The sequence below is a fragment of the Rhodococcus sp. USK10 genome, from assembly GCF_019378875.1.
Classification (GTDB): domain Bacteria; phylum Actinomycetota; class Actinomycetes; order Mycobacteriales; family Mycobacteriaceae; genus Rhodococcus_F; species Rhodococcus_F pseudokoreensis.
The window spans coordinates 6304915-6325083 of record NZ_CP076048.1 but is presented as its reverse complement, the minus strand read 5'-3'; the positions used below and the strand labels follow the sequence as shown (position 1 = coordinate 6325083).

Here is a 20169-nt window from a genome sequence, read left to right as displayed (position 1 = left end):
GGAATGGACTCATGACCGACTACGACAAGCTCTACATCGGCGGCAAGTGGGTGGCCCCGGCCACCGACCAGGTGCTCGAAGTGTTCTCCCCGGCCACCGAGGAACGCGTCGGCAGCTGTCCCGTCGCGTCGCCTGCCGACATCGACGACGCCGTCGCCGTCGCCAGGCGGGCGTTCGACGAAGGTCCGTGGCCGCAGACCACTCCCGCGGAGCGCGGGGAGATCCTCGCGAAGGCGGCGAAGCTCATCGAGGAGCGCGGCGAGACCCTCGATGCGCTGATCTCGTCAGAGATGGGTCAGCCGCCCGCGATGGTCGGGATGATGCAGCAGACGCCGTCGCTCGCGACCCTGAACTTCTATGCCGGTCTCGCGAACGAATTCGAGTGGGAGCAGACCCGCACCGGCGTGTTCGGCCAGACGAAGGTGCTGCGGGAGCCGGTCGGTGTGGTGGCCGCGGTCCTCGCCTGGAACGTCCCGCTGTTCCTGGCCGTCAACAAACTGTCCCCGGCGCTGCTCGCCGGCTGCACCGTGCTGCTGAAGCCGGCACCCGAATCCCCGCTCTCCACACACGTTCTCGCCGAGATCTTCGCCGAGGCGGGGGTCCCCGAGGGAGTCATCTCCGTTCTGCCCGGCGGCGCCGAGACCGGTGAATACCTGGTGTCGCATCCCGGCATCGACAAGATCACGTTCACCGGCAGCAGTCCCGTCGGCCGCAAGATCGGGGCCATCGCCGCGCAGAACCTCAAGCGCTGCTCCCTCGAGCTGGGTGGCAAGTCGGCGGCCATCATCCTCGAGGACGCCGACCTCGCGTCCACGATGCCGATGCTGGTGATGTCCGGGCTGATGAACACCGGGCAGGCGTGCGTCGCGCAGACCCGGATCCTCGCCCCGCGGTCCCGCTACGACGAGGTGCTGGACGCCCTCGTCGCGGGTGCCGGCTTCATGGCCGTCGGCGATCCGTCCGATCCGGCCGCGCAACTCGGGCCGCTGATCTCCGAGAAGCAGCGCGACCGCGTCGAGGGTTACATCGCCAAGGGCAAGGAACAGGGCGCCCGCGTGGTGCTCGGCGGCGGCCGTCCGGAGGGCCTCGACAAGGGCTGGTACGTGGAGCCGACCATCTTCGCGGACGTCGACAACTCGATGACGATCGCCCGCGAGGAGATCTTCGGGCCCGTCCTCTCCGTGATTCCCTACGATTCCGAGGACGAGGCGATCAAGATCGCCAACGATTCCGACTACGGCCTCGCCGGTTCGGTGTACACCACCGACATCGACCACGGTCTCGTCGTCGCGAAGCAGATCCGCACCGGCACGTACGCCATCAACTGGTACGCGTTCGATCCGGGATCACCGTTCGGCGGTTACAAGGCCTCCGGCATCGGCCGCGAGAACGGACCGGAGGGGCTCGAGGCGTTCTGCGAGACCAAGTCCGTGCTCATGCCGCCCGGCTACACGGGGTAGGCGGCTTCGCCGCCCGTGAGTGGTTGAGGAGTCTCTGGACTCGTCAACCACTCACGGGCGCGTAGCGCCTAACTGCCGAACTGCATCCCACCCAGCGGACCGCCGACGAGGACGATCTGCGGCATCGTGGTCTGGGGGTTGGCGACGGTGGTCAGCGACAGGCATTCGCCGAGGACCGCGTAGGCGCCGTCCGGAAGTTCCGGAGTGGTGAACGTCTTGACCGCGTCGCCCGTGCCGTTCGCGAGGACGCGTTCGATCGGGTTGGTGGCCCACGCGACGAATCCCGGCTCGAGAACGACGGTCGGGTCCGCCAGTACCGCGGGCAGTTTGGTGGCGTCGAATGCGACGGCACCGCAGGACTGGGCGTCCAGCAGATTCAGGACGTTGGGGTTGGTGACGGTGATGTCGAGGGTGCTTCCGTCGACCGCGGTCACGACGGTGGGAGGCTGCACTTCCGTCGCTGCGGAAGCGGTCGCCGGCATGGTCATGGCTACGGTGGCGGCGGCTGCGGCAGCGAGTGCGGCCCCTCCGGCGAGTCGTTTCATGCCCCTGCTGGTCCCTGTCTGCATCTGCAATCCTTTCGTCGCGTGCGAGCTTCGAGAATCGAGGCTTTTACAAACCGAATGGTATGCGTTTACTCCTGGAACACCCCCGAAACGACGAATGTCACAGTGGTTCAGTCGAACTGAACCACTGTGACATTCGGTCACCGGGGAGGGACTAGCCCAGGCGCTGCTTCAGGGCCTCGAACTCGTCACGGATACCGGAGGGCACCTTCTCGCCGAGGAATTCGAACCATTCCTCGATGAGCGGCAGCTCCTGCTTCCACTCGTCGACGTCGACCTTGAGCGCCTCGTCGACGTCGTCGGCGTTGACGTCCAGCCCGCCGAGCTCCAGATCGGCTGCGGTCGGAACGAATCCGATCGGGGTGGACTCGGCGCCGGCCTTGTGCTCGATGCGGTCGACGATCCACTTCAGCACGCGGGAGTTCTCGCCGAAACCGGGCCACAGGAAGCGGCCGTCTTCGCCGCGACGGAACCAGTTGACGTAGAAGATCTTCGGCAGCTTCTCGGAATCCGCGTGCTTGCCGAGGTTGATCCAGTGGTTCAGGTAGTCGCCGGCGTTGTAGCCGATGAACGGGATCATGGCCATCGGGTCGCGGCGGACGGTGCCCACGGCGCCTTCGGCGGCAGCGGTCTGCTCGGACGACAGCGTCGCGCCGAGGAACGTGCCGTGCTGCCAGTCGAAGGACTCGCTGACCAGCGGAACCGTGGTCTTGCGGCGTCCACCGAACAGGATCGCGGAGATCGGCACACCCTGCGGGTCGTCCCACTCCGGGGCGAGGATCGGGCACTGCGACATCGGGGTGCAGTAACGCGAGTTCGGGTGCGCGGCCTTACCGTCCGACTCGGGCGTCCACTCATTGCCCTTCCAGTCGACGAGGTGCTGCGGGTCTCCCTCGAGGCCCTCCCACCAGACGTCGCCGTCGTCGGTCTGCGCGACGTTCGTGTACAGCGAGTTGCCGGCCTCGAGCGTCTTCATCGCGTTCGGGTTCGACCCGTAGTTGGTGCCCGGCGCGACGCCGAAGAAGCCGTATTCCGGGTTGACGGCGTACAGACGGCCGTCCTCACCGAAGCGCATCCACGCGATGTCGTCACCGAGGGTCTCGGCGCGCCATCCGGGGATGGTGGGCTGGATCATCGCAAGGTTCGTCTTGCCGCAGGCGCTCGGGAACGCGGCCGCGATGTAGTACGGCTTGTCCTCCGGGGAGATCAGCTTGAGGATCAGCATGTGCTCGGCGAGCCAGCCCTCGTCGTGGGCCATCGCCGACGCGATGCGCAGCGAGTAGCACTTCTTGCCGAGGAGGGCGTTTCCGCCGTAGCCCGAACCGTAGCTCCAGATCTCGCGGTCCTCGGGGAAGTGAGTGATGTACTTGGTGTCGTTGCACGGCCACGGGACGTCGGCCTGCCCCTCCGCGAGCGGTGCGCCGACCGAGTGCAGCGCCTTCACGAACGGCTTGTCCTTGCCCAGCTTCTCCATCGCGGCCGTGCCCATGCGCGTCATGATGCGCATGGAGACGACGACGTACTCGGAGTCGGTGATCTCGACACCCAGCTTCGGGTCGTCGGCCCCGAGCGGACCCATGCAGAACGGCACCACGTACATGGTGCGTCCGCGCATACTGCCGCGGTAGAGGTCGGTCATGAGCGACCGCATCTCCGTCGGATCCATCCAGTTGTTGGTGGGCCCGGCGTCGATCTCCTCACGCGAGCAGATGTAGGTGCGGGACTCGACGCGTGCGACGTCCGACGGGTCCGAGTTGCCGACGAACGAGTTCGGCTTCTTCTCGTCGTTGAGTCGCGTGAACGTGCCGGCCGCGACGAGCTGCTCGGTCAGTCGATCCCATTCTGCGTCCGAGCCGTCGGCGAAGACGACGCGGTCGGGCTGAGTGAGTTCGGCAACCTCTCGAACCCAGGCGAGCAGCTCACTGTGCTCCGTGGGGGGCGTGCCGTCAGTTCCGTTCAGACCGGGAATGGTCGCTGAGGTCATCAAACTCTCCTGGGGTGAGCCGGAACCGGACCATCTGCCGTCCGCTGAGAGAACCTCGCAGCGTGTGCCAGACGGTCCGATTTCCCCTCTCGGCGGGGTCCAGCCAGGCCGTCCATGCCACATGGAAGACGCGGGCGCCGGGTGTCCTATCCCTAGAGGTTAACGCCGCGGGTCCCATCTAGGGGAATCGGGTGCGGTTGGAATGGTCACAGAAACGATTCAGTAGCCCTGCCAGGCACCTTTCCCGCGTCTGGAGTGCGGATTTCGGGGGTGGTCAGCCGTTACCGAGAGTCCCACCATCGGTCTGCTCCCAGTGCACGACACCGTCGCCGTCGCGGCGAAACTCCCACGACGCGTAGTCGCCGTCCTCGTGGATCAACGTCAGATGGTCTGCGTCGCCGTCCGAGTCGAGGTCGGAGGCGATGACGACGGCATCGCCCGCGTCGAACGTCTGGGTGTCGAGGACGCCGTCGCCGTCGATGTCGTGGGTGGGATCGGTGAGCGCGACCGCCCCGGAATCGTGGCCGAACGTGTTCGGATCGAGGTCCGGCACGTCCGGGACCAGAAAACTCTCAATCGTCGCCACCGCGGTCTCCCTTCGTATTTCGGACCAGTTTCCCGCCCAAAACAAGACATATCAAGATAATTCAACACAATCCCACATGAAAGCGGGCGAACACCGGTCGGGCACCTATGTATTCAGACGTTCACCGCGGCGATTCGGTTCCCCGGCAGGCCTGCGGACCTCCTGCAGTCCCCGGTCGACCGCCGCGAGGTCGCGTTCACAGGACGACAACTGCCCGGTCCGTCGCGCGGCCAGCCGGCGGAGTTCCCCGTCTATCTGCGCGACCCGCTCGTCCGCCTCCCGGGCGGCGACCCTGCTCTCGGCGATGATCGCCTCACTCACCCGGGTCTCCGCCGCCAGCAACCGGGCGAGGACGAACTGCTCCCACTGCGACCGCACGTGCACCAGCGCCTCGGTCGCCCACTGCCGCACGTGGGCACGCTCGGCGACGTGCGCGCGCGACCGCGTCAGCCACCACGCCGCGACCGCGCCCAGCGCGAGGGTCAGCGGAATGCTCGCGATGTCGAGGGCGGGCACCATCGACAGCGGCGACACCACCAGCCTGCCCAGACCGAGCCCGGCGGACGCACCGATCAGAATCGTCATCCGGTCTTCCAGCCCGCGGTGCCGCGGTTCGGGCCCCTCCGGCACCACCGGTTCCGGCGGCGGACCGGCGGCCTCGGGATCGGAGGCGGCGACGCCCGCTCGCGACCGCAGGTCGTCGAGGCGCGCGGTCACCGCGGCGTCGACCGCACTGCTTCTCTCGCCCACGATCTCGGCCAGCCGGTCGGGATAGCCCGCAAGGGTCCCGCGGCCCGCGCGGTCGATCTCGGACCGCGCCGACGCTCCGGCCGCCCGAACCTGGGACGCCACCTCGTGCAGCAACTCGACCTTCGCGAGCTGGACCTGACCGCGGAGCTGGGCGACCCGTTCCGTGCGCCCGCCGTCCCGCAGGGTCAGCGCACGCACCCGCTCGGCGCGCAGTTCCGCGCCGGGCTCGGTCTCCCGCACGGACCGGGCAGTGGCCACGATCATGCGACGCGTCTTCTCGAGCACTGACTCGGTGGCGGGGCTGTTGTCGCGGGCCTCGTCCCGTGCGGCACGCAGGAGTGCCGCCAGCAGCGCCTCCACCCCGGACCCGCCGGCCGCAACCGGGTGGATCTCCGCGTCGGTGAAGCGCGCCGCGTGCCGGGCGAGCAGGGTCCGGTTACGTTCGCGCACGCCCGCCCAGTCCCGGTGGACATCGGTCTTGGTGAGCGCGAAGACCACGGGGCACGCCGGTCGTGCGACGACGTCGAGCACGGACAGCTCCTCCCGCCCGAGCGGCGCTGCCGCGTCGAGCACCATCAGGACGACCCCGGCGTCGAGCGAATCATCCACGAATGCGAGCGCGGACGCGTCGAGCGCACGGAGCCTGCGCACGAGAGTGGCCTTGCCCGCGCGCCGCGGCCCCGCCACGAAGACACCTCGCTGCGCGGATCCCCCGGACTTCAGGCGGGCGACGGCGTCCGGGTTCCATCGCGTCACGACATCGACGGTCTCGGCGGGCAGATCGGACAACTGCGGTCTCGTCACGTTCCGGGGCTGCCGCTCAGCTGCCGTCCGACGCGAACGTAGTGGCGCCGGATGTCGACGACCGCCCGGCGCCTGCGGGCCGTCGGTTGCCGGGCGAGTTGCGCCCGCCACCAGTCCGCGCACCGGCCGGCGTCCGCGGCGGTGCGCGGCTGTTCCGGTTCGTCCGCGATGCAGTCGGCGAGGTGGAGCCGGGCTGCGGCGGCGCCGAGAGCGACCGCGTCGTCGCAGGCGAGGTACCGCTCCAGCACGTCGCGGGACGCAACACTGCGCGCGGCCTGCGACCGCAGCGTGTTCATCAGGATCTCGCCGCGGTGCGCCCGGGATCGTGCGACCCGGTCGGCGACCGCGGCCGACACTGCGCCGATCCCGGACTGCGAGGACGTCCCCGCGGTCGCGAGCGTGCCGATCAACGGCAAAGCAGGGAGGCCGCCCTCGTCCGAGCATTCGGCGGCCCGCGCGGTCGCCGTCGCCCAGGCGTCGGCGGGCACTCGCGACGCGCCCAACGTGTCCGCCTTGTTGAGGACGAACAGGGCCCGCGCCGGGTCCAGATTCCGCACCGCGTCCCGGTCGGCGTCGCGCACCGCTTCGACGAGGACATAGACCACGACGTCGCCGTCCAGCACCGGGTCGGGCGCACCCGGCACGTCGACGGCGTCCGCTTCCTCCACGACCGTGCCGTCGATGCCACCGGCGGTCAGCGCGGCGGCCACAGTCGACCTGCCCACACCCGCCCGACCGGCCGTCTGAATCCGGATCGGCGCCCCGAACGCCGCGACGGCGGCACGCACCCGGTCGCCGGCGGCCTCGTCCAGTGCCGCCACTTCTGCGGCGAGATCCGTCAGTTTTCCGCCCCCGGCATCTGCAGTGCCCATGACGCAGTCACCCCCCTTCGTCCCGCGCCGATTCTGTCAGACTCACCCCGAATCGGCGTGGGCAACCGTGCAGGCTGGGCACCGGATTACCGAAAAAGTCTCAAGGTGAACTTCAGACCCGTATGCCAGAAACGCCCCTCATGCGTGACAATGGTCCGGTGAACCACGCTGATCAGGATGCACCCGCCGTCCCCGAGGAGGGGCAGACGAAGGACTCGAAGGGGTCCCGTCTCCACCCGAGGGTGACAAGTTTCCGCTCGCGCAGGGGCGCTCTGACCGCTCCCCAGCAGGAGACGTGGGACCGGCAATGGCCCGTGATCGGCGCGGACGTCTCGGACACCCGACTGGACGCGCCGTCGTGGTTCGGCCGCGACGCGCCCCTGATCCTCGAGATCGGCTCGGGCACGGGTACCGCCACCGCGGCGATGGCGAAGGCCGAACCGCACGTGAACCTCATGGCCGTCGAGGTCTACCGGCCCGGGCTCGCACAGTTGCTCCAACAGATCGAACGGGACGAGATCCCGAACATCCGGGTCCTGCGCGGCGACGCCATGGATGTCCTGGAGAACATGATCGAACCGGAATCGCTCACCGGAGTCCGTGTCTTCTTCCCGGACCCGTGGCCGAAGGCCCGCCATCACAAGCGCCGCCTGCTGCAGGCCCCCACTTTCGCCCTCATCGCGAGCAGGCTGAAGGCCGGCGGTGTGTTGCATGTCGCAACAGATCACGCCGAGTACGCCGAGGCCATCGCCGAGGCAGGCAACGCGGAACCCCTCCTGACCTCCCTCGACTGGGAGTCACCCATGACGCACGAGCGTCCGGTGACGAAGTTCGAGGACAAGGCCCACCAGGTCGGCAGTGCGATCACCGAGTTGATTTGGGGGAAGATCAGGTCATGAGCGTCAGCGAGCAATACACCGACACAGCCGGTACCGCCCCGGCAGGCACCGCGGTGTCGTCAGCATCTCCCGCGGTGGGTGCACGTGACGGGCGCCACCAGAAGCGGGTCCTTCTCGTCTGGGACGCACCCAACCTCGACATGGGTCTCGGCGCCATCCTCGGCGGCAGGCCCACGGCCGCCTACCGGCCACGATTCGACGCACTCGGCCGCTGGCTGCTCTCCCGTACCGCGGAACTGTCCGCGTCCGGCACCGACACACTCGAACCCGAGGCGACGGTCTTCACCAACATCGCGGCTGGCAGCGCCGATGTCGTGAGACCGTGGGTCGAAGCCTTGCGTAATGTGGGTTTCGCGGTGTTCGCCAAGCCGAAGATCGATGAGGACAGCGACGTCGACTCCGACATGCTGGACCACATCGCGCTTCGTCACGGCGAGGGGCTGGCCGGTGTCATGGTCGCCTCCGCCGACGGTCAAGCATTTCGCGAACCGTTGGAGGACATCGCCGCGACCGGCATTCCGGTCCAGATACTCGGGTTCCGCGAGCACGCCAGCTGGGCGGTCGCGTCCGACCTTCTGGACTTCGTCGATCTCGAGGACATCCCCGGCGTGTTCCGGGAGCCACTGCCTCGGGTCAGCCTCGACACACTGCCCGACGAGGGTGCCTGGTTGCAGCCGTTCCGACCGCTTTCCGCCCTGCTCGTCGGGCGGAAGAGTGCTGCCGAGTAGGAGTTGATCTGTGTTCGCGAGCTGGGGAAGCGTCGTCTACCGGGCCCGATTCACCGTCATCGGCATCATGGTTGCCTTGTTGCTCGGTTCGGCCGCGTACGGCCTGGGCCTCGAGAAGCATCTCAGCCAGAGCGGCTGGGACGATCCGGGCTCGGAGTCGGTCGCCGCAGCCAAGCTGGCTGACGGCACCTTCGGTCGCGACACCAACAGCGACGTCGTCGCGCTCTATACGGCCCCCGAGGGCAAGACGATCGAGGACCCCGAGTTCCAGGCGAAGGTCGTCGCGAACCTCGAGCGGCTGGCGGCGGAACACCCGGACAAGATCCTCAAGATCAACGGCGGCTACTTCAAGGTCGGAACCGCACCGCAGCTGGCGTCCGCCGCGGACGCCGACAAGCAGCATGCGATCGAGAGCGTCGCGATCGTCGGCGACAACGACACCGAGGTCACGGCCAATTTCCGCGACGTCAAGGACGAGTTCTACATCGACGGCGTCGACGTGCAACTCGCCGGTCTCCAGCCCGTGTCGGGTGCGCTCAACGACACGATGGCCACGGACATCCGGCGAATGGAACTCCTCGCGATCCCGGCCGTGGGTGTGCTGCTGTTCTTCGTGTTCGGTGGCGTCATCGCGGCGGCACTGCCACTGATCATCGGCGGCCTGACCGTGGTCGGCGCCAACGGCATCGTCCGGCTGATCACCAACTTCACCGAGGTCAACTCGTTCGTCGCGCCCGTGGTCTCCCTCGTGGGTCTGGGCCTGGCCATCGACTACGGGTTGTTCATCGTCAGCCGGTTCCGAGAAGAGATGGCGGAGGGGTACGACACCCGCGCCGCCGTCCGCAGAACGGTGATGACCTCGGGCCGCACCGTGGTCTTCTCGGCGACGATGATCGTCGCCAGCCTCGGCGGACTACTGCTGTTCCCGCAGGGCTTCCTGAAATCCGTCGCCTACGGCGCCATCGCGACCGTCGGACTCGCGGCGCTGACGTCGATCACGATCCTGCCCGCGATCCTCGGCATCCTCGGCAAGCGCGTCGACGCCCTCAGCCTCGACCGTTTCCGTCAGACCAAGAACACCGAGGAGATCGAGGCGAGTATCTGGGGCCGGCTCACCCGCTGGGTGATGCGCAACCCGCTCAAGGTCACCATTCCCATCGTCGTCGGCCTGCTCCTTCTGATCGTGCCGCTGACGGGCATCAAGTTCGGTGGCATCAACGAGACCTACCTGCCCCCGGACAGCACGACCCGCGCCGCGCAGGAACAGTTCGACGAGATCTTCCCGAATCTGCGCACCGAACCGGTCAAGCTCGTGGTGTCCGACGCCGACAACAAGGCGCTCGGCCAGATCATCAAGGAAGCGAGTGGCGCGCCGGGTCTGATCGAGCGGTTCACCCCGGAGGGCGCGGCCAAGGACGGTGTGGTCGTCCTCAAGGCGGGTCTCGTCGACCGCAACGAGTCCAAACCGACCATCGACTATCTGCGTGCCATGGACAGCCCGGACGGCGTCCAAGTGCTGGTGGGCGGCACCCCGGCGATCGAGCAGGACAGTATCTCGGCGCTGCTCGACCACCTGCCCACGATGGTGATCTCCGTCCTCTTCCTGACGACGCTGCTGATGTTCCTGACGTTCGGCTCGCTGGTGCTGCCGATCAAGGCGGCGTTGATGAGCGCGCTGGGCCTCGGGTCCACGCTCGGCATCCTGACGTGGATCTTCATCGACGGTCACGGTTCGGAGTGGCTGAACTTCACCCCCGGCCCGATCATGTCGCCGGTGCTGGTGCTGATCATCGCGATCGTCTACGGCCTGTCCACCGACTACGAGGTGTTCCTGCTCTCCCGGATGGTCGAGGCGCGAGCGCAGGGGGCCAGTACGACGGAGTCGATCCGCATCGGCACCGCGCACACGGGCCGCATCATCACCGCGGCCGCGCTCATCCTCATCGTCGTCACCGGCGCGTTCGGGTTCTCCGAACTCGTGATGATGAAGTACATCTCCTACGGCATGATCGCCGCGCTCATCATCGACGCGACCCTCATCCGCATGTTCCTCGTCCCCGCCACGATGAAGCTGCTCGGCGACGACTGCTGGTGGGCGCCGGCGTGGATGAAGCGGATCCAGGAGAAGACCGGTCTCGGCGAGCCCATCCTCGACAACGAGTTGATGCCCACCGACGTCCCGGAGCTCACCCCGATCGGTGCCGTCCCGCCGCAGCGCAAGCTCGCGGCCCCGCCCGCACCCCGGAAACCGGAACCGCTCACCGAGCCGATCCCGCTGGTCACCGCGCGGGCGCTGGCCGCGAAGATGTCCGAGGACGACGAGAAGGCACGCCGGGCGCAGGACGAGGCCCGGCGGTCGGCGACAGGCCGCCCCGCCCGGCCGCCGGTGGAGATCGAGGAGCCGGCCGCGGAACCGCAGACCACCGCGCTGCCGCAGCCCGCTCCCCCGCGTCCGGCACCGACGCAGTCCCGTCCCACGCCGGCGCCGCGCCCTGCACCGCAGTCGCGTCCCGCTCCCCGGCCCCGCCAGGCGGCGGCCCCGGCCCCGGGTCCGGCCACCGAGTCGCGTCCCATCGAGAGCTGGCTCGCGGACCTGCGGTCCACGTCGGCCGCCGAACCGCGGCCGATCTCCTCGCCCGCCGAACCGCGACCGAGCGCGTCGGCACCGTCATTGCCGACCCGCTCGCCGCGCTCGGTGCCGGCACCGTACGAGCAGGAGACCCCCCAGTCGTCTCCTGCCCGCCCGGTGCCGCCGATCCCGTCGCGGCGTCGCGCCGCCGAGCCTGCGGAACCCGTCAACGGCGGCAGGCGCACCAACGGCACGCCTGCCAACGGGAGCCCGGCCAACGGTGCTCCGGCAAACGGTGCCCCCACCAACGGCTCGCGCCGCCGCGCCGAGGAGCCGCCCGTCGATCCGGACGACGCCTCGAGCGGCAGGCACCGCGCGGACGACACCAACGCCGTCAGCGTCAGCGAACTCATCGCTCGGCAGAACCGGCGTTGACGGAGCCGTTCAGCGTTTCCCGTCCGGCCTCCCGCTCCGCGAATTCACGCGCGTAGCGGGTGCCGGCGAGGAGCAGCAGCAGGCCCACCACCAGGAACGCGAGGACGCGGAACAGTCCGTCGAGGGTGGCCAGGTCGAACAGGAACAGTTTGGCCAGCGCCGCGGCGGTCAGTCCCAGTCCGACGCCGAGCGCGGTGTGGGCGTAGTCGCGTCGCGCCAGTCCGAATACCAGGGCCGCCGTCGCCGCCGCCATCCACGCGATGGTCGCGGCGCAGTGTCCGGCGATGAAGCCTGCGGACGTCCCGGTGAGCGCCGTCCCCGCGGATACCGTCGCGGTGGTGACGGCGTACAGGATCACCAGTCCGGCGAGCACCCACCACGGCTGGGCGTCGGCGGTGCTCAGCAGTTTCAGTGTGTGCGCGTACCAGACGAACAGGAAGACGGTTCCCGCCAGCACGAGTGACGACAGCACCGAGGTCACACCGAGCGCGTCGAGCGCGCTGTACTCGTCGACGAGGACGAACGGCGGCGCGGTGATCACGAAGGCAATTCCGCCGACGACGGTGAAGACGGCACCGACGGCGTACGCGATCCGCGACTCCGCCTGCCCGCCGACGGTGAGGAACAGTGCCGCGACCCCGAGCAGGACGAGCGGTGCGAGGTCTTCGCTCGACCCGATGAGGCAGGCTTCGAGCAGTGCGAGGGTACCCACGCCGGCCAGCGCAATCCGGGCGTGGTTCGGCAACGACCGGGCCACCGCGAACGCGGCGAACATCGCGGCGGCCAGTGCCAGTGCGATCAGCGTGGACCCGAGCCGGTCGAAGAGGTGGCCGATCACCAGCGTCGGGACGGCCGTCGTGACGATCAGCGCGCTCGCGGTGACGTCGCGGGAGTTGCTGCGCAGCAGGATGATCGACGACACGAGACCGACCAAGGCAACCAGTGCGGCGGAGGCCGGCAGCCAGAACCGCTCCGGCCGGTCGTCGAGTCCGGTGTTCGCGATCGCGATCAGCAGTGCGATCACCACCGGGCACGTCCTCGCGATCGCCAGGTACAGCCAGTCGCGACCGAGTTGCGCCGGGAAGCTCGCGACCTGGATCACGAACAGGAACCCGATGAGAGTGAGCGTGATGCCGTCGGTGAGCACGGGAGCGAGCACGGCGGCGCCGGTCACCACGAGCAGCGCGAGAGGTTGCGAACCCCATCTGACCGCCAGTGCGACACCGGCTCCCGCGATCCCGAGTGCCACGACCATCGCGAGCACCGGCAGCAGCCAGTGATAGACGACCGCCACGGCCACGACGTCCAGGTAGGCGCCGGCGATACCCGTTGCCGCGAGCGCGATCCCGCCGACCCGGCCGCCGGGACGTCCGAAGACGCGGGCACCGGCGACGACGAGACCGGCCGAGAACAGCGCACCCGCCACCACCCGCAGTTCCGGGCCGAAGAACCCGGCCTGCGCGGCCAGCACGAGCAGCATCACCACACCGATCAGGGTGACGGCGACGCCCGCGACGGCGAGCACGCGGCTGATCATCCCGTCGCGCTGCCACCAGGGTTCGCGAACCACCCGGGGCTGCGGCGCAGGAGCGGGCCGGTACGGGACGGCCGGTGCGGGCGGCGGCGCCGGGGCAGTCTGCGCCACCGGCGGCCGGTACATCGGCTGCGGCACCGGCTGGGGCTGGGGTGCAGGCTGCGGTTGGGGCTGGGGCCGCGGGACGCTCGCGAGTTGCGCCTGCAGGACGGCGAGGTTCTCACCCACGTGACGCATCTGCTGACCGAGCGCCGAGAAGTCGCCGGACAGCTGCGCGACGAGCCGGGGGTCGACTGAAGGAATACCAGGTGTGGACATGGATCAATCGTCCTGCGGCGACGGCGCCCACACATGAGTAGGCCTACTCGAGAGACCTGCGTCGTGCTACCCGAACATGCGGCGAATCGACGTGCCGAAAGGGTGCTTGGCGGTCACGCTCCCGAACCGGACCTTGCCGCGGACGACGACGTGCAGCGGGCCGATGGGAGGTCCGGTCCGCACCTTGTTGGTCGCGGAACCGCCGACCGTTTCGACGCCGTTGAGGTCGACGGTCGCCTCCTCCGGCACGACCAGCGAGATCGTGCTCGCGTAGTCGTCGATCGTCACGTGCACCACCTGCGTGGACATGACGGCGCGTGTGAAGTCGAGCGTCACCGTCGACAGCCGGGTGTTCACCTCGAGGGCGGGGGGAACGTTCCACGAGCCGGTGCGGCTGACCGACGACATCCGGCCCCGGACGACATCACCGGGCGGCGGTGCCGGTGACCGGTGCACGGTCGGCGGAACCGGACGGGACACGTACGGCTGCGGCGTGAACTCGGAGATCAGCTGGATCCCCGGCAGATCCACCAGGACGACGTTCAGCTCGGCGCGCGTCTTCGCGGCGAGTGCCGTGTCCATCCGTTCGGTGAACTCGCCGAGCGAGAGCATCCCCTGACCCACCGCCCGCTGCAGCAGTTCGCCGACGTGTTCCCGTTCCGCATCCGATACGCGTAGGTCCCGTGCCTCCATACCGACCAGGCTAGCGCCCGTGAGTACTTATTAACGTCCGGCGGTTAACAAGTACTCACGGCTACTCGAGGCCCTGCTCGATGGCGTACCTGGTCAGCTCGACGCGGTTGGCCAACTGCAGCTTGCGGAGGGTGGCCTGGACGTGGTTCTCGACGGTGCGGTGACTCAGCGACAGCTTGGTCGCGATCTGCTTGGCGCTGAGCCCTTTCGCGACGAAACGCAGCACCTCCGTCTCCCGTTCCGTCAGCTTGGGGAAGGCGGGGCCCTGCTCGTCTGCGGGCGCGCTCGACATTCGGCGGTACTCCCCCAGCACGAGTCCGGCAAGCCCCGGCGTGAACACCGCTTGCCCGGCCGCGGTGGCCCGCACCGCGTCCAGCAGTTCCTCGACGGACGCGCTCTTCACGAGGTACCCGGACGCGCCGGCCTTGACGGCGTCGAGGACGTCGTCGCGCTCGGACGAGGCCGACAGCACCAGCACCCGGCTGTCCGGCGACACGTCCAGGACGGCGGCGGTTGCCGCGGCCCCGTTGCCGTCCGGCAGTTGCATGTCCATGAGCACGACAGCGGGACGCGTCGCCGCCGCCCGCCGTCCCGCGGCCGCGACGCCGTCCGCCGTGGCGACCACACTGAACCCGGCGCCGTCGAGGTCGCGGGCCACGGCGTCCCGCCACATCGGGTGGTCGTCGACGACCATCACGGTGATCTGCTCGCCGGTCTCCGGGTCACCCATGCGTTTCGTCTCCCTTCGGCACGCGGATCTCCCATTCGGTGCCCTGGCCGGGTTCGGTGTCGAGTTCGGCGGTGCCGCCGAGCGCGCCGACGCGGCCCAGAATGGATTTCGATACTCCCATGCGCCCCTCGGCCTCCGCTTCGGCCAGCCGTCCCGGGGCGATGCCGCTGCCGTCGTCGCGGACGCTGACGATCACCTCGGCGCCCAGATCCTCCAGCAACACGTACGCCCTGGCGCCGGTCCCCGCGTGCAACGCGACGTTGGACAGTGCCGTGTCGACGATCGCGACGAGTTCGGTCGCCCGGCCGCGCTCGATCGTCACCGGATCCGCCGGGGTCGACACGGACACCGTGGTGCTCGCCCGCGTGCCCAGCAGCAGTCGCACGTCGATCGCGCTCCCACCCAGATCCGACGCGACACCCGCGCCCTGCTCGGAGATGAGCATGCGCAGCGCCACCTCCTGTTCTCCGGCGAGCTCCGCGAGTTCGGCTGCGGGCCCGCCGATCTCGTTGCCCCTGCGACGCACGAGCGCGAGCACCTGCAGGACGCCGTCGTGCACCTCGCGGGCGAGTCGTTCCCGTTCCTCGGTGGCGGCAGCCAACCGCACGGCCTGCTCCAGCTGGGCCTGCGCGCGCCTCGCGGTGGTGGTGGCGAGCCCGAGCGCCAACCCCACCGACACCAGGACGGGGGCCGTCGCGTCCTTCCACAGGTCGAGGTTGATCTGATCGCGCACCACTGCGCTCACGGTCGCCATGAGCACCCCGGACGCCATGCCGAGCCACGGCCCGCCGAAGACGGCGGCGGAGATCACCGCGTTGGTGACCCACAGCGTCGTCGGCAGCGTCTGATGGTGGTTGTACCACTCCGGATCGGAGACGAGCCGCGTCGACGCCATCAACGCGATGACGATCAGCTGGTCGGCGATCACGACCTGGTAGCGCGGGACCTTTCCGTGGGACAGCAGGACCGCCGACAGCCCTGACCACACCGCCATCAGGGCGACGAGGAACCAGCTCAGCCGCTGATGGGTGTAGTACTGCACGGACACGATCTGGTAGCTGATCGCGTACACCAGTGTGACGAGGCGGAACGCCTGCGCCGCACGCCACAGCGGGGCGTCCGGGTGGGTGTCGAGTTCGGTCGCGGCTCGCGGCCGGTAGTGCAGGCGGCTGCGGTGTTCACTCTCGTCGGTCATGGGTCTGCGCCGGGTTCTCCGAGTGCGGGTCGTCGTGGTGAGGCGGTGTGTCGGCTTGGGCCGGATAGAGCGGGACCGACGGATCGTCGACCTCGAGCGCGTCGTAGGTGGCCTCCGGGTCCTCGGACAGCAGTGACCGCACCGCCGTGTTCAGCAGCGCCACGATCGGCACCGCCAGCAGGCCGCCGACGATCCCGGCGAGGACGATGCCGGTGGTGATTGCCAGCACCACCGCGAGCGGGTGCAACCGGACCGCGCGGCCGAGCAGCAGCGGCTGCAGCACGTGGGCCTCCAGTTGCATCACCCCGATGATGATGCCGAGGACGATCAGCGCGGTGAGGAATCCCTTGGTGACCAGTGCCACAAGCACCGCGAGGAACCCCGTGAGGAACGCACCGACGATCGGGATGAACGCGCCGATGAATACGAGCGACGCCAGCGGCAGCGCGAGCGGAACCCCGAGGATCGCGAGTCCCGCGCCGATCCCGATGGCGTCCGCGGCGGCCACTGCGACCGTGGCCCGGACGTACCCGATCAGCGAGCCGAACCCCTCACTTCCCGCGAGCCGGACCCGCCGCCGTGACGCGGACGGGACGAGGCGGGTGACGAACTCCCAGATCTGGGAGCCGCCGTAGAGGAAGAAGATGAGGGTGAACAGCGTCAGCAGGGCGCCGGTGAAGATCTCGCCGACGACCGTGGCGGTGGTCAGTGCACCACTCGTCAGCTGTTGCCGGTTCTCCTGGATCGACTTGACCACCGAATCGCCGGCCTGCCGGATCTGGTCCTCGCTGAAGTGGAACGGGCCGTCCGTCAGGTACCCCTGGATCTGTGTGATGCTCGCCTCGAATTGTTCGGTGAGGCCCGGGAGACCCTCGATGAACTGCTCGACGACGAACGTCATGATCCCGGCGACGATGCCGATCGAACCGATGAGAACGACGAGGACGGCGGCCGACCGCGGCACCCCCTTGCCCTGCAGCCAGTCGACGAGGGGCACCAGCAGCGCCGACGCCAGGAGCGCCAGGCCCACCGGGATGAGGACGGTGTCGAGCCTGGTCACGATGTATCCGAGGGTCAGCAGACCGGCGAAGATGACCAGTAGCCGCCACGTCCACTCGGCCGCCACCCGCACCACCGGGTGCACCGACGCCGAGGGGTGACCCCCGCCCTGTGTTACCGCGGCAGTGTCCGAGCGTTGCTCGTTCGCGTTCACCTGCGGAGCGTATCGGGGTTCGGGCGGCGCCGGGTGCTTCGCGCGGGAAACACGTGCGCAGGGCACGCATATGCGCCGTTTAGGGGACGTGTCCTACGCCACCCGGTACACCCCCCGCTAAATTGAACGGCGTGCGGAAATCCTATAGAGCGATCGCGGCGACGGTCCGCAGCAGATGGCCGCTCTATATGATCTCGATGCTCCTCGCCAATTTCATCGGCGCCATCCTCGTGTTCGCCTTCGTGCGGTACGGGGTGCCGATCCCCGAATCGGCAGCCATCATGGCCGACCGGGTCCGCAACGTCGCGATCTTCGGCGGCTATCTCGCGTTCGCCGCCGTGGTGAGTCTGACGGCCGCCGCGATGATGCTGCGATCGGTGGTCCGCTGGCAGTTGCGGGGTGGTCCGCCGACGCGCAGCGAGCAGATGTCGGCGCTGCACGCGCCGCTGCGGCAGGCGATCGTGCACCTGGTGCTGTGGATCCTCGGCGGCATCATCTTCGTCCTGCTCACCATCACCGAGATGCCGGAACTGGCGGTCGCGGTGATCGTCACCGTCTGCATGGCCGCGACCACCACGTTCGGTTTCACGTACATGCTCGGCGAACGCATCTTGCGCCCGGTGGCCGCCCGCGCACTCAGCGAGGGCGAGTTCGACCGGACCATGGCCCCCGGCGTCGGCACCCGGATGGCGATGACGTGGGGCCTCGGAACGCTGATGCCCGTCATCGGCATCATCCTGCTGTGCGTGACGCAGATAACCACCGACCTCGTGTTCTCCCCCGACGCGCTCGCGTGGGCGATCATGCTGCTGTCGATCATCGCGATCGCGCAGGCGTTCGCGCTGTCGATGCTGACGGCCAGCCAGATCTCCGACCCGATCAAGCAGCTGCGGCGGGCCATCGAACGCGTCCAGCGCGGCGCCACCGACGTCCGCGTCGAGGTGTTCGACGGCAGCGAGGTCGGGCGACTGCAGGTCGGGTTCAACCGCATGATGCGCGAGTCGGACGAGCGGCGGCTGCTGCGTGAACTGTTCGGCCAGCACGTCGGTGAGGACGTGGCGCGGCGGGCACTGCAGTTCGGCACCGAACTCGGCGGCGAGACGAGGTTCGTCGCCGTACTGTTCGTCGATATGGTCGGCTCCACCGGCGCCGCCGCGGAGCGTCCCCCCGGCGAGGTCGTGAACCTGCTCAACGAGTTCTTCCGCGTCGTCGTCGACGTGATCGACCGGCACCACGGCTTCGTCAACAAGTTCATGGGCGACGCGGCGCTCGCGATCTTCGGCGCCCCACTCGACCGCCCCGACGCACCGACGGCAGCACTGGCCGCCGCCCGCGAGCTGCGGTTCGCGCTGAACGAGATCACCGGCCTCGACGTCGGCATCGGCGTCTCCGCGGGCCTCGCCGTCGCCGGCAACATCGGCGCCGCCGAACGCTTCGAGTACACGGTGATCGGAGACCCCGTCAACGAGGCGTCGCGGCTCACCGAACTCGCCAAGCTGCACCCCAGCCGCGTGCTGGCGTCGACGAGTGCCCTGTATTTCGCGGACGACGACGAACAGGCGCACTGGGAACTCGGCGAACAGGTCCAGCTGCGGGGCCGTCGCCGCAACACCCATCTGGCTTGGCCGGAGGACTATCCGGAGTAATCCGCTACCCGTTGGTTACGCTGGCCAGGTGGCACAGCCTCGATCCGACCCGCCCACTGCCGAGCATCCTCGGCAGCGAAGCCGATACTGGTGGATCAAATGGCTACTCGGCGCCGGCCTCCTCGCCTTGCTGACCGTCGAGGGAATCTACCTGTGGCCCACACTCAGCGACTCGTGGAAAGCGCTCACCGAGATCCACTGGGGGTGGGTCGCGGCGTGCATCGCAGCCCAAGCGGTGTCCCTGAGCGGGTACGGAGCGGTCCAGCAGCGACTCTTGCAGGCGGGCGGCGTCGTCGTCACCCAGCTGAAGTCGGTGTCCGTGATCTACGCGAGCACCGCGATGGCCGTGAGCCTGCCCGCCGGTCAGGTGTTCTCCACCGCCTTCACCTACAAGCAGACCCGCAAGTGGGGCGCCACACCCATCGTGGCGTCCTGGCAGCTGGCGATCTCGGGCGTGATCGCCGCGGGCAGCCTCGCGCTTCTCGGCGCCGCGGGCGCATTCGCGGTGGGCACCAAGGTGAGTCCGGTCACCCTCGCGCTATCGCTGGTGGCCGCGTTCGGCCTGTTCTACGCACTGCGATACATCTCACGTAACCCCGACTCCATCGAGTCGATCGGGCTGTGGGTGCTCGCCCGGTACAACAAGTTCCGCAAGAATCCCCCCCAAGCCGGCGCCGAGCGGTGGCGGGAGATCCTGAGTCAGCTCGATTCGGTCGAGCTGAGGCGCAAGGATTCGATCATCACGTTCGGATGGTCGGCGGTGCACCGGCTCGCCGACGTCGCATGCCTCGGTTTCGCGTGCTGGGCGGTGGGCGCGGAACCGTCGTTCGCGGGCCTGCTGATCGCGTTCGCCGCGGCCAAGGCAGTGGCCAGCATTCCCCTCGCACCGGGCGGTCTGGGGTTCGTCGACGGCACCCTGATCGCCACCCTGACCGCGGCGGGGGCCACTGCGTCGCAGGCCCTCGCGGCCGTGTTCGTCTACCGCGTCGTGAGCTACATCCTCGTCGCACTGGTCGGCTGGGTGGTGTTCTTCATCCTGTTCCGGCACAACCAGCACGAGGACCTGGAGATGGACCTCGAATTCGAACGCCGGGAGCAGTCGACCCCGACCACCAACCGGACGCAGCACTCCACGGACGCCGAGCCCGACTCCCAGCCGTGAGTACTTCTTAACCGCCGGACGTTAA

General features: G+C 68.8%; 16 protein-coding genes. 6 read left to right on the top strand and 10 right to left on the bottom strand.

Features of this window, described 5'->3' with window-relative positions:
• The first annotated feature begins 11 nt into the window (after window positions 1–11).
• Window positions 12–1460 (top strand): aldehyde dehydrogenase, encoded by a 1449-nt coding sequence (locus tag I1A62_RS36080; RefSeq protein WP_124392547.1) that lies wholly within the window; start codon window positions 12–14, stop codon window positions 1458–1460.
• A 68-nt stretch (window positions 1461–1528) separates the two neighbouring features.
• On the opposite strand, the gene I1A62_RS36075 is transcribed toward I1A62_RS36080, so the two are convergent.
• The 5 genes from I1A62_RS36075 to I1A62_RS36055 all read right to left on the bottom strand — a co-directional run bounded on the left by I1A62_RS36075 (window position 1529) and on the right by I1A62_RS36055 (window position 7022).
• Window positions 1529–2029: a hypothetical protein gene (locus I1A62_RS36075; protein ID WP_225858137.1), complete on the bottom strand. Its 501-nt coding sequence runs from the start codon at window positions 2027–2029 to the stop codon at window positions 1529–1531.
• Between the two features lie 151 nt (window positions 2030–2180).
• Window positions 2181–4010, bottom strand: coding sequence for a phosphoenolpyruvate carboxykinase (GTP) (locus tag I1A62_RS36070; RefSeq protein WP_087555009.1), 1830 nt, complete (start codon window positions 4008–4010; stop codon window positions 2181–2183).
• Between the two features lie 274 nt (window positions 4011–4284).
• Window positions 4285–4596, bottom strand: coding sequence for a DUF6802 family protein (locus I1A62_RS36065; protein ID WP_219456992.1), 312 nt, complete (start codon window positions 4594–4596; stop codon window positions 4285–4287).
• Between the two features lie 105 nt (window positions 4597–4701).
• On the bottom strand, window positions 4702–6150 hold the full coding sequence (locus tag I1A62_RS36060) for a hypothetical protein (RefSeq protein WP_219456991.1): 1449 nt from the start codon (window positions 6148–6150) through the stop codon (window positions 4702–4704).
• Window positions 6147–7022, bottom strand: coding sequence for a hypothetical protein (locus I1A62_RS36055; protein ID WP_219456989.1), 876 nt, complete (start codon window positions 7020–7022; stop codon window positions 6147–6149). The genes I1A62_RS36060 and I1A62_RS36055 overlap by 4 nt, the downstream gene beginning before the upstream one ends.
• 122 nt (window positions 7023–7144) lie before the next feature.
• On the opposite strand from I1A62_RS36055, the gene trmB reads away from it, so the two are divergent.
• The 3 genes from trmB to I1A62_RS36040 are packed head-to-tail and all read left to right on the top strand — an operon-like array spanning window position 7145 to window position 11653.
• On the top strand, window positions 7145–7921 hold the full coding sequence (gene trmB / locus I1A62_RS36050; RefSeq protein ID WP_192581880.1) for a tRNA (guanosine(46)-N7)-methyltransferase TrmB: 777 nt from the start codon (window positions 7145–7147) through the stop codon (window positions 7919–7921).
• The gene (locus tag I1A62_RS36045; protein WP_206006562.1) at window positions 7918–8649 is read left to right on the top strand and encodes an NYN domain-containing protein; all 732 of its coding nucleotides are present in this window, start codon (window positions 7918–7920) and stop codon (window positions 8647–8649) included. The genes trmB and I1A62_RS36045 overlap by 4 nt, the downstream gene beginning before the upstream one ends.
• A gap of 10 nt (window positions 8650–8659) precedes the next feature.
• A complete protein-coding gene (locus tag I1A62_RS36040; protein WP_218270797.1) occupies window positions 8660–11653 on the top strand; it encodes an MMPL family transporter in 2994 nt (997 codons plus the stop codon).
• Here I1A62_RS36040 and I1A62_RS36035 read toward each other — a convergent pair.
• The 5 genes from I1A62_RS36035 to I1A62_RS36015 all read right to left on the bottom strand — a co-directional run bounded on the left by I1A62_RS36035 (window position 11628) and on the right by I1A62_RS36015 (window position 17336).
• Window positions 11628–13505, bottom strand: coding sequence for a DUF2339 domain-containing protein (locus I1A62_RS36035; RefSeq protein WP_219456987.1), 1878 nt, complete (start codon window positions 13503–13505; stop codon window positions 11628–11630). The two genes, I1A62_RS36040 and I1A62_RS36035, sit on opposite strands and share 26 nt — an antisense overlap.
• Before the next feature lie 66 nt (window positions 13506–13571).
• Window positions 13572–14198, bottom strand: a complete 627-nt coding sequence (locus tag I1A62_RS36030) for a DUF1707 domain-containing protein (RefSeq protein ID WP_219456986.1) — start codon at window positions 14196–14198, stop codon at window positions 13572–13574.
• A gap of 61 nt (window positions 14199–14259) precedes the next feature.
• Window positions 14260–14928: a response regulator transcription factor gene (locus I1A62_RS36025; RefSeq protein WP_219456984.1), complete on the bottom strand. Its 669-nt coding sequence runs from the start codon at window positions 14926–14928 to the stop codon at window positions 14260–14262.
• Window positions 14921–16123, bottom strand: coding sequence for a MacS family sensor histidine kinase (gene macS, locus I1A62_RS36020; RefSeq protein WP_124392558.1), 1203 nt, complete (start codon window positions 16121–16123; stop codon window positions 14921–14923). The genes I1A62_RS36025 and macS overlap by 8 nt, the downstream gene beginning before the upstream one ends.
• Window positions 16107–17336, bottom strand: coding sequence for an AI-2E family transporter (locus I1A62_RS36015; RefSeq protein ID WP_124392559.1), 1230 nt, complete (start codon window positions 17334–17336; stop codon window positions 16107–16109). Before I1A62_RS36015 ends, macS begins: the two co-directional genes overlap by 17 nt.
• Window positions 17337–17524: 188 nt before the next feature.
• Here I1A62_RS36015 and I1A62_RS36010 point away from each other — a divergent pair, with 188 nt between their 5' ends.
• Both I1A62_RS36010 and I1A62_RS36005 read left to right on the top strand, forming a co-directional pair.
• Window positions 17525–18982, top strand: coding sequence for an adenylate/guanylate cyclase domain-containing protein (locus tag I1A62_RS36010; RefSeq protein WP_072947540.1), 1458 nt, complete (start codon window positions 17525–17527; stop codon window positions 18980–18982).
• A 28-nt stretch (window positions 18983–19010) separates the two neighbouring features.
• Entirely contained in the window at window positions 19011–20144 is a 1134-nt protein-coding gene (locus I1A62_RS36005; protein WP_219456981.1) for a YbhN family protein, read from the top strand.
• The last annotated feature ends 25 nt before the right edge of the window (window positions 20145–20169 follow it).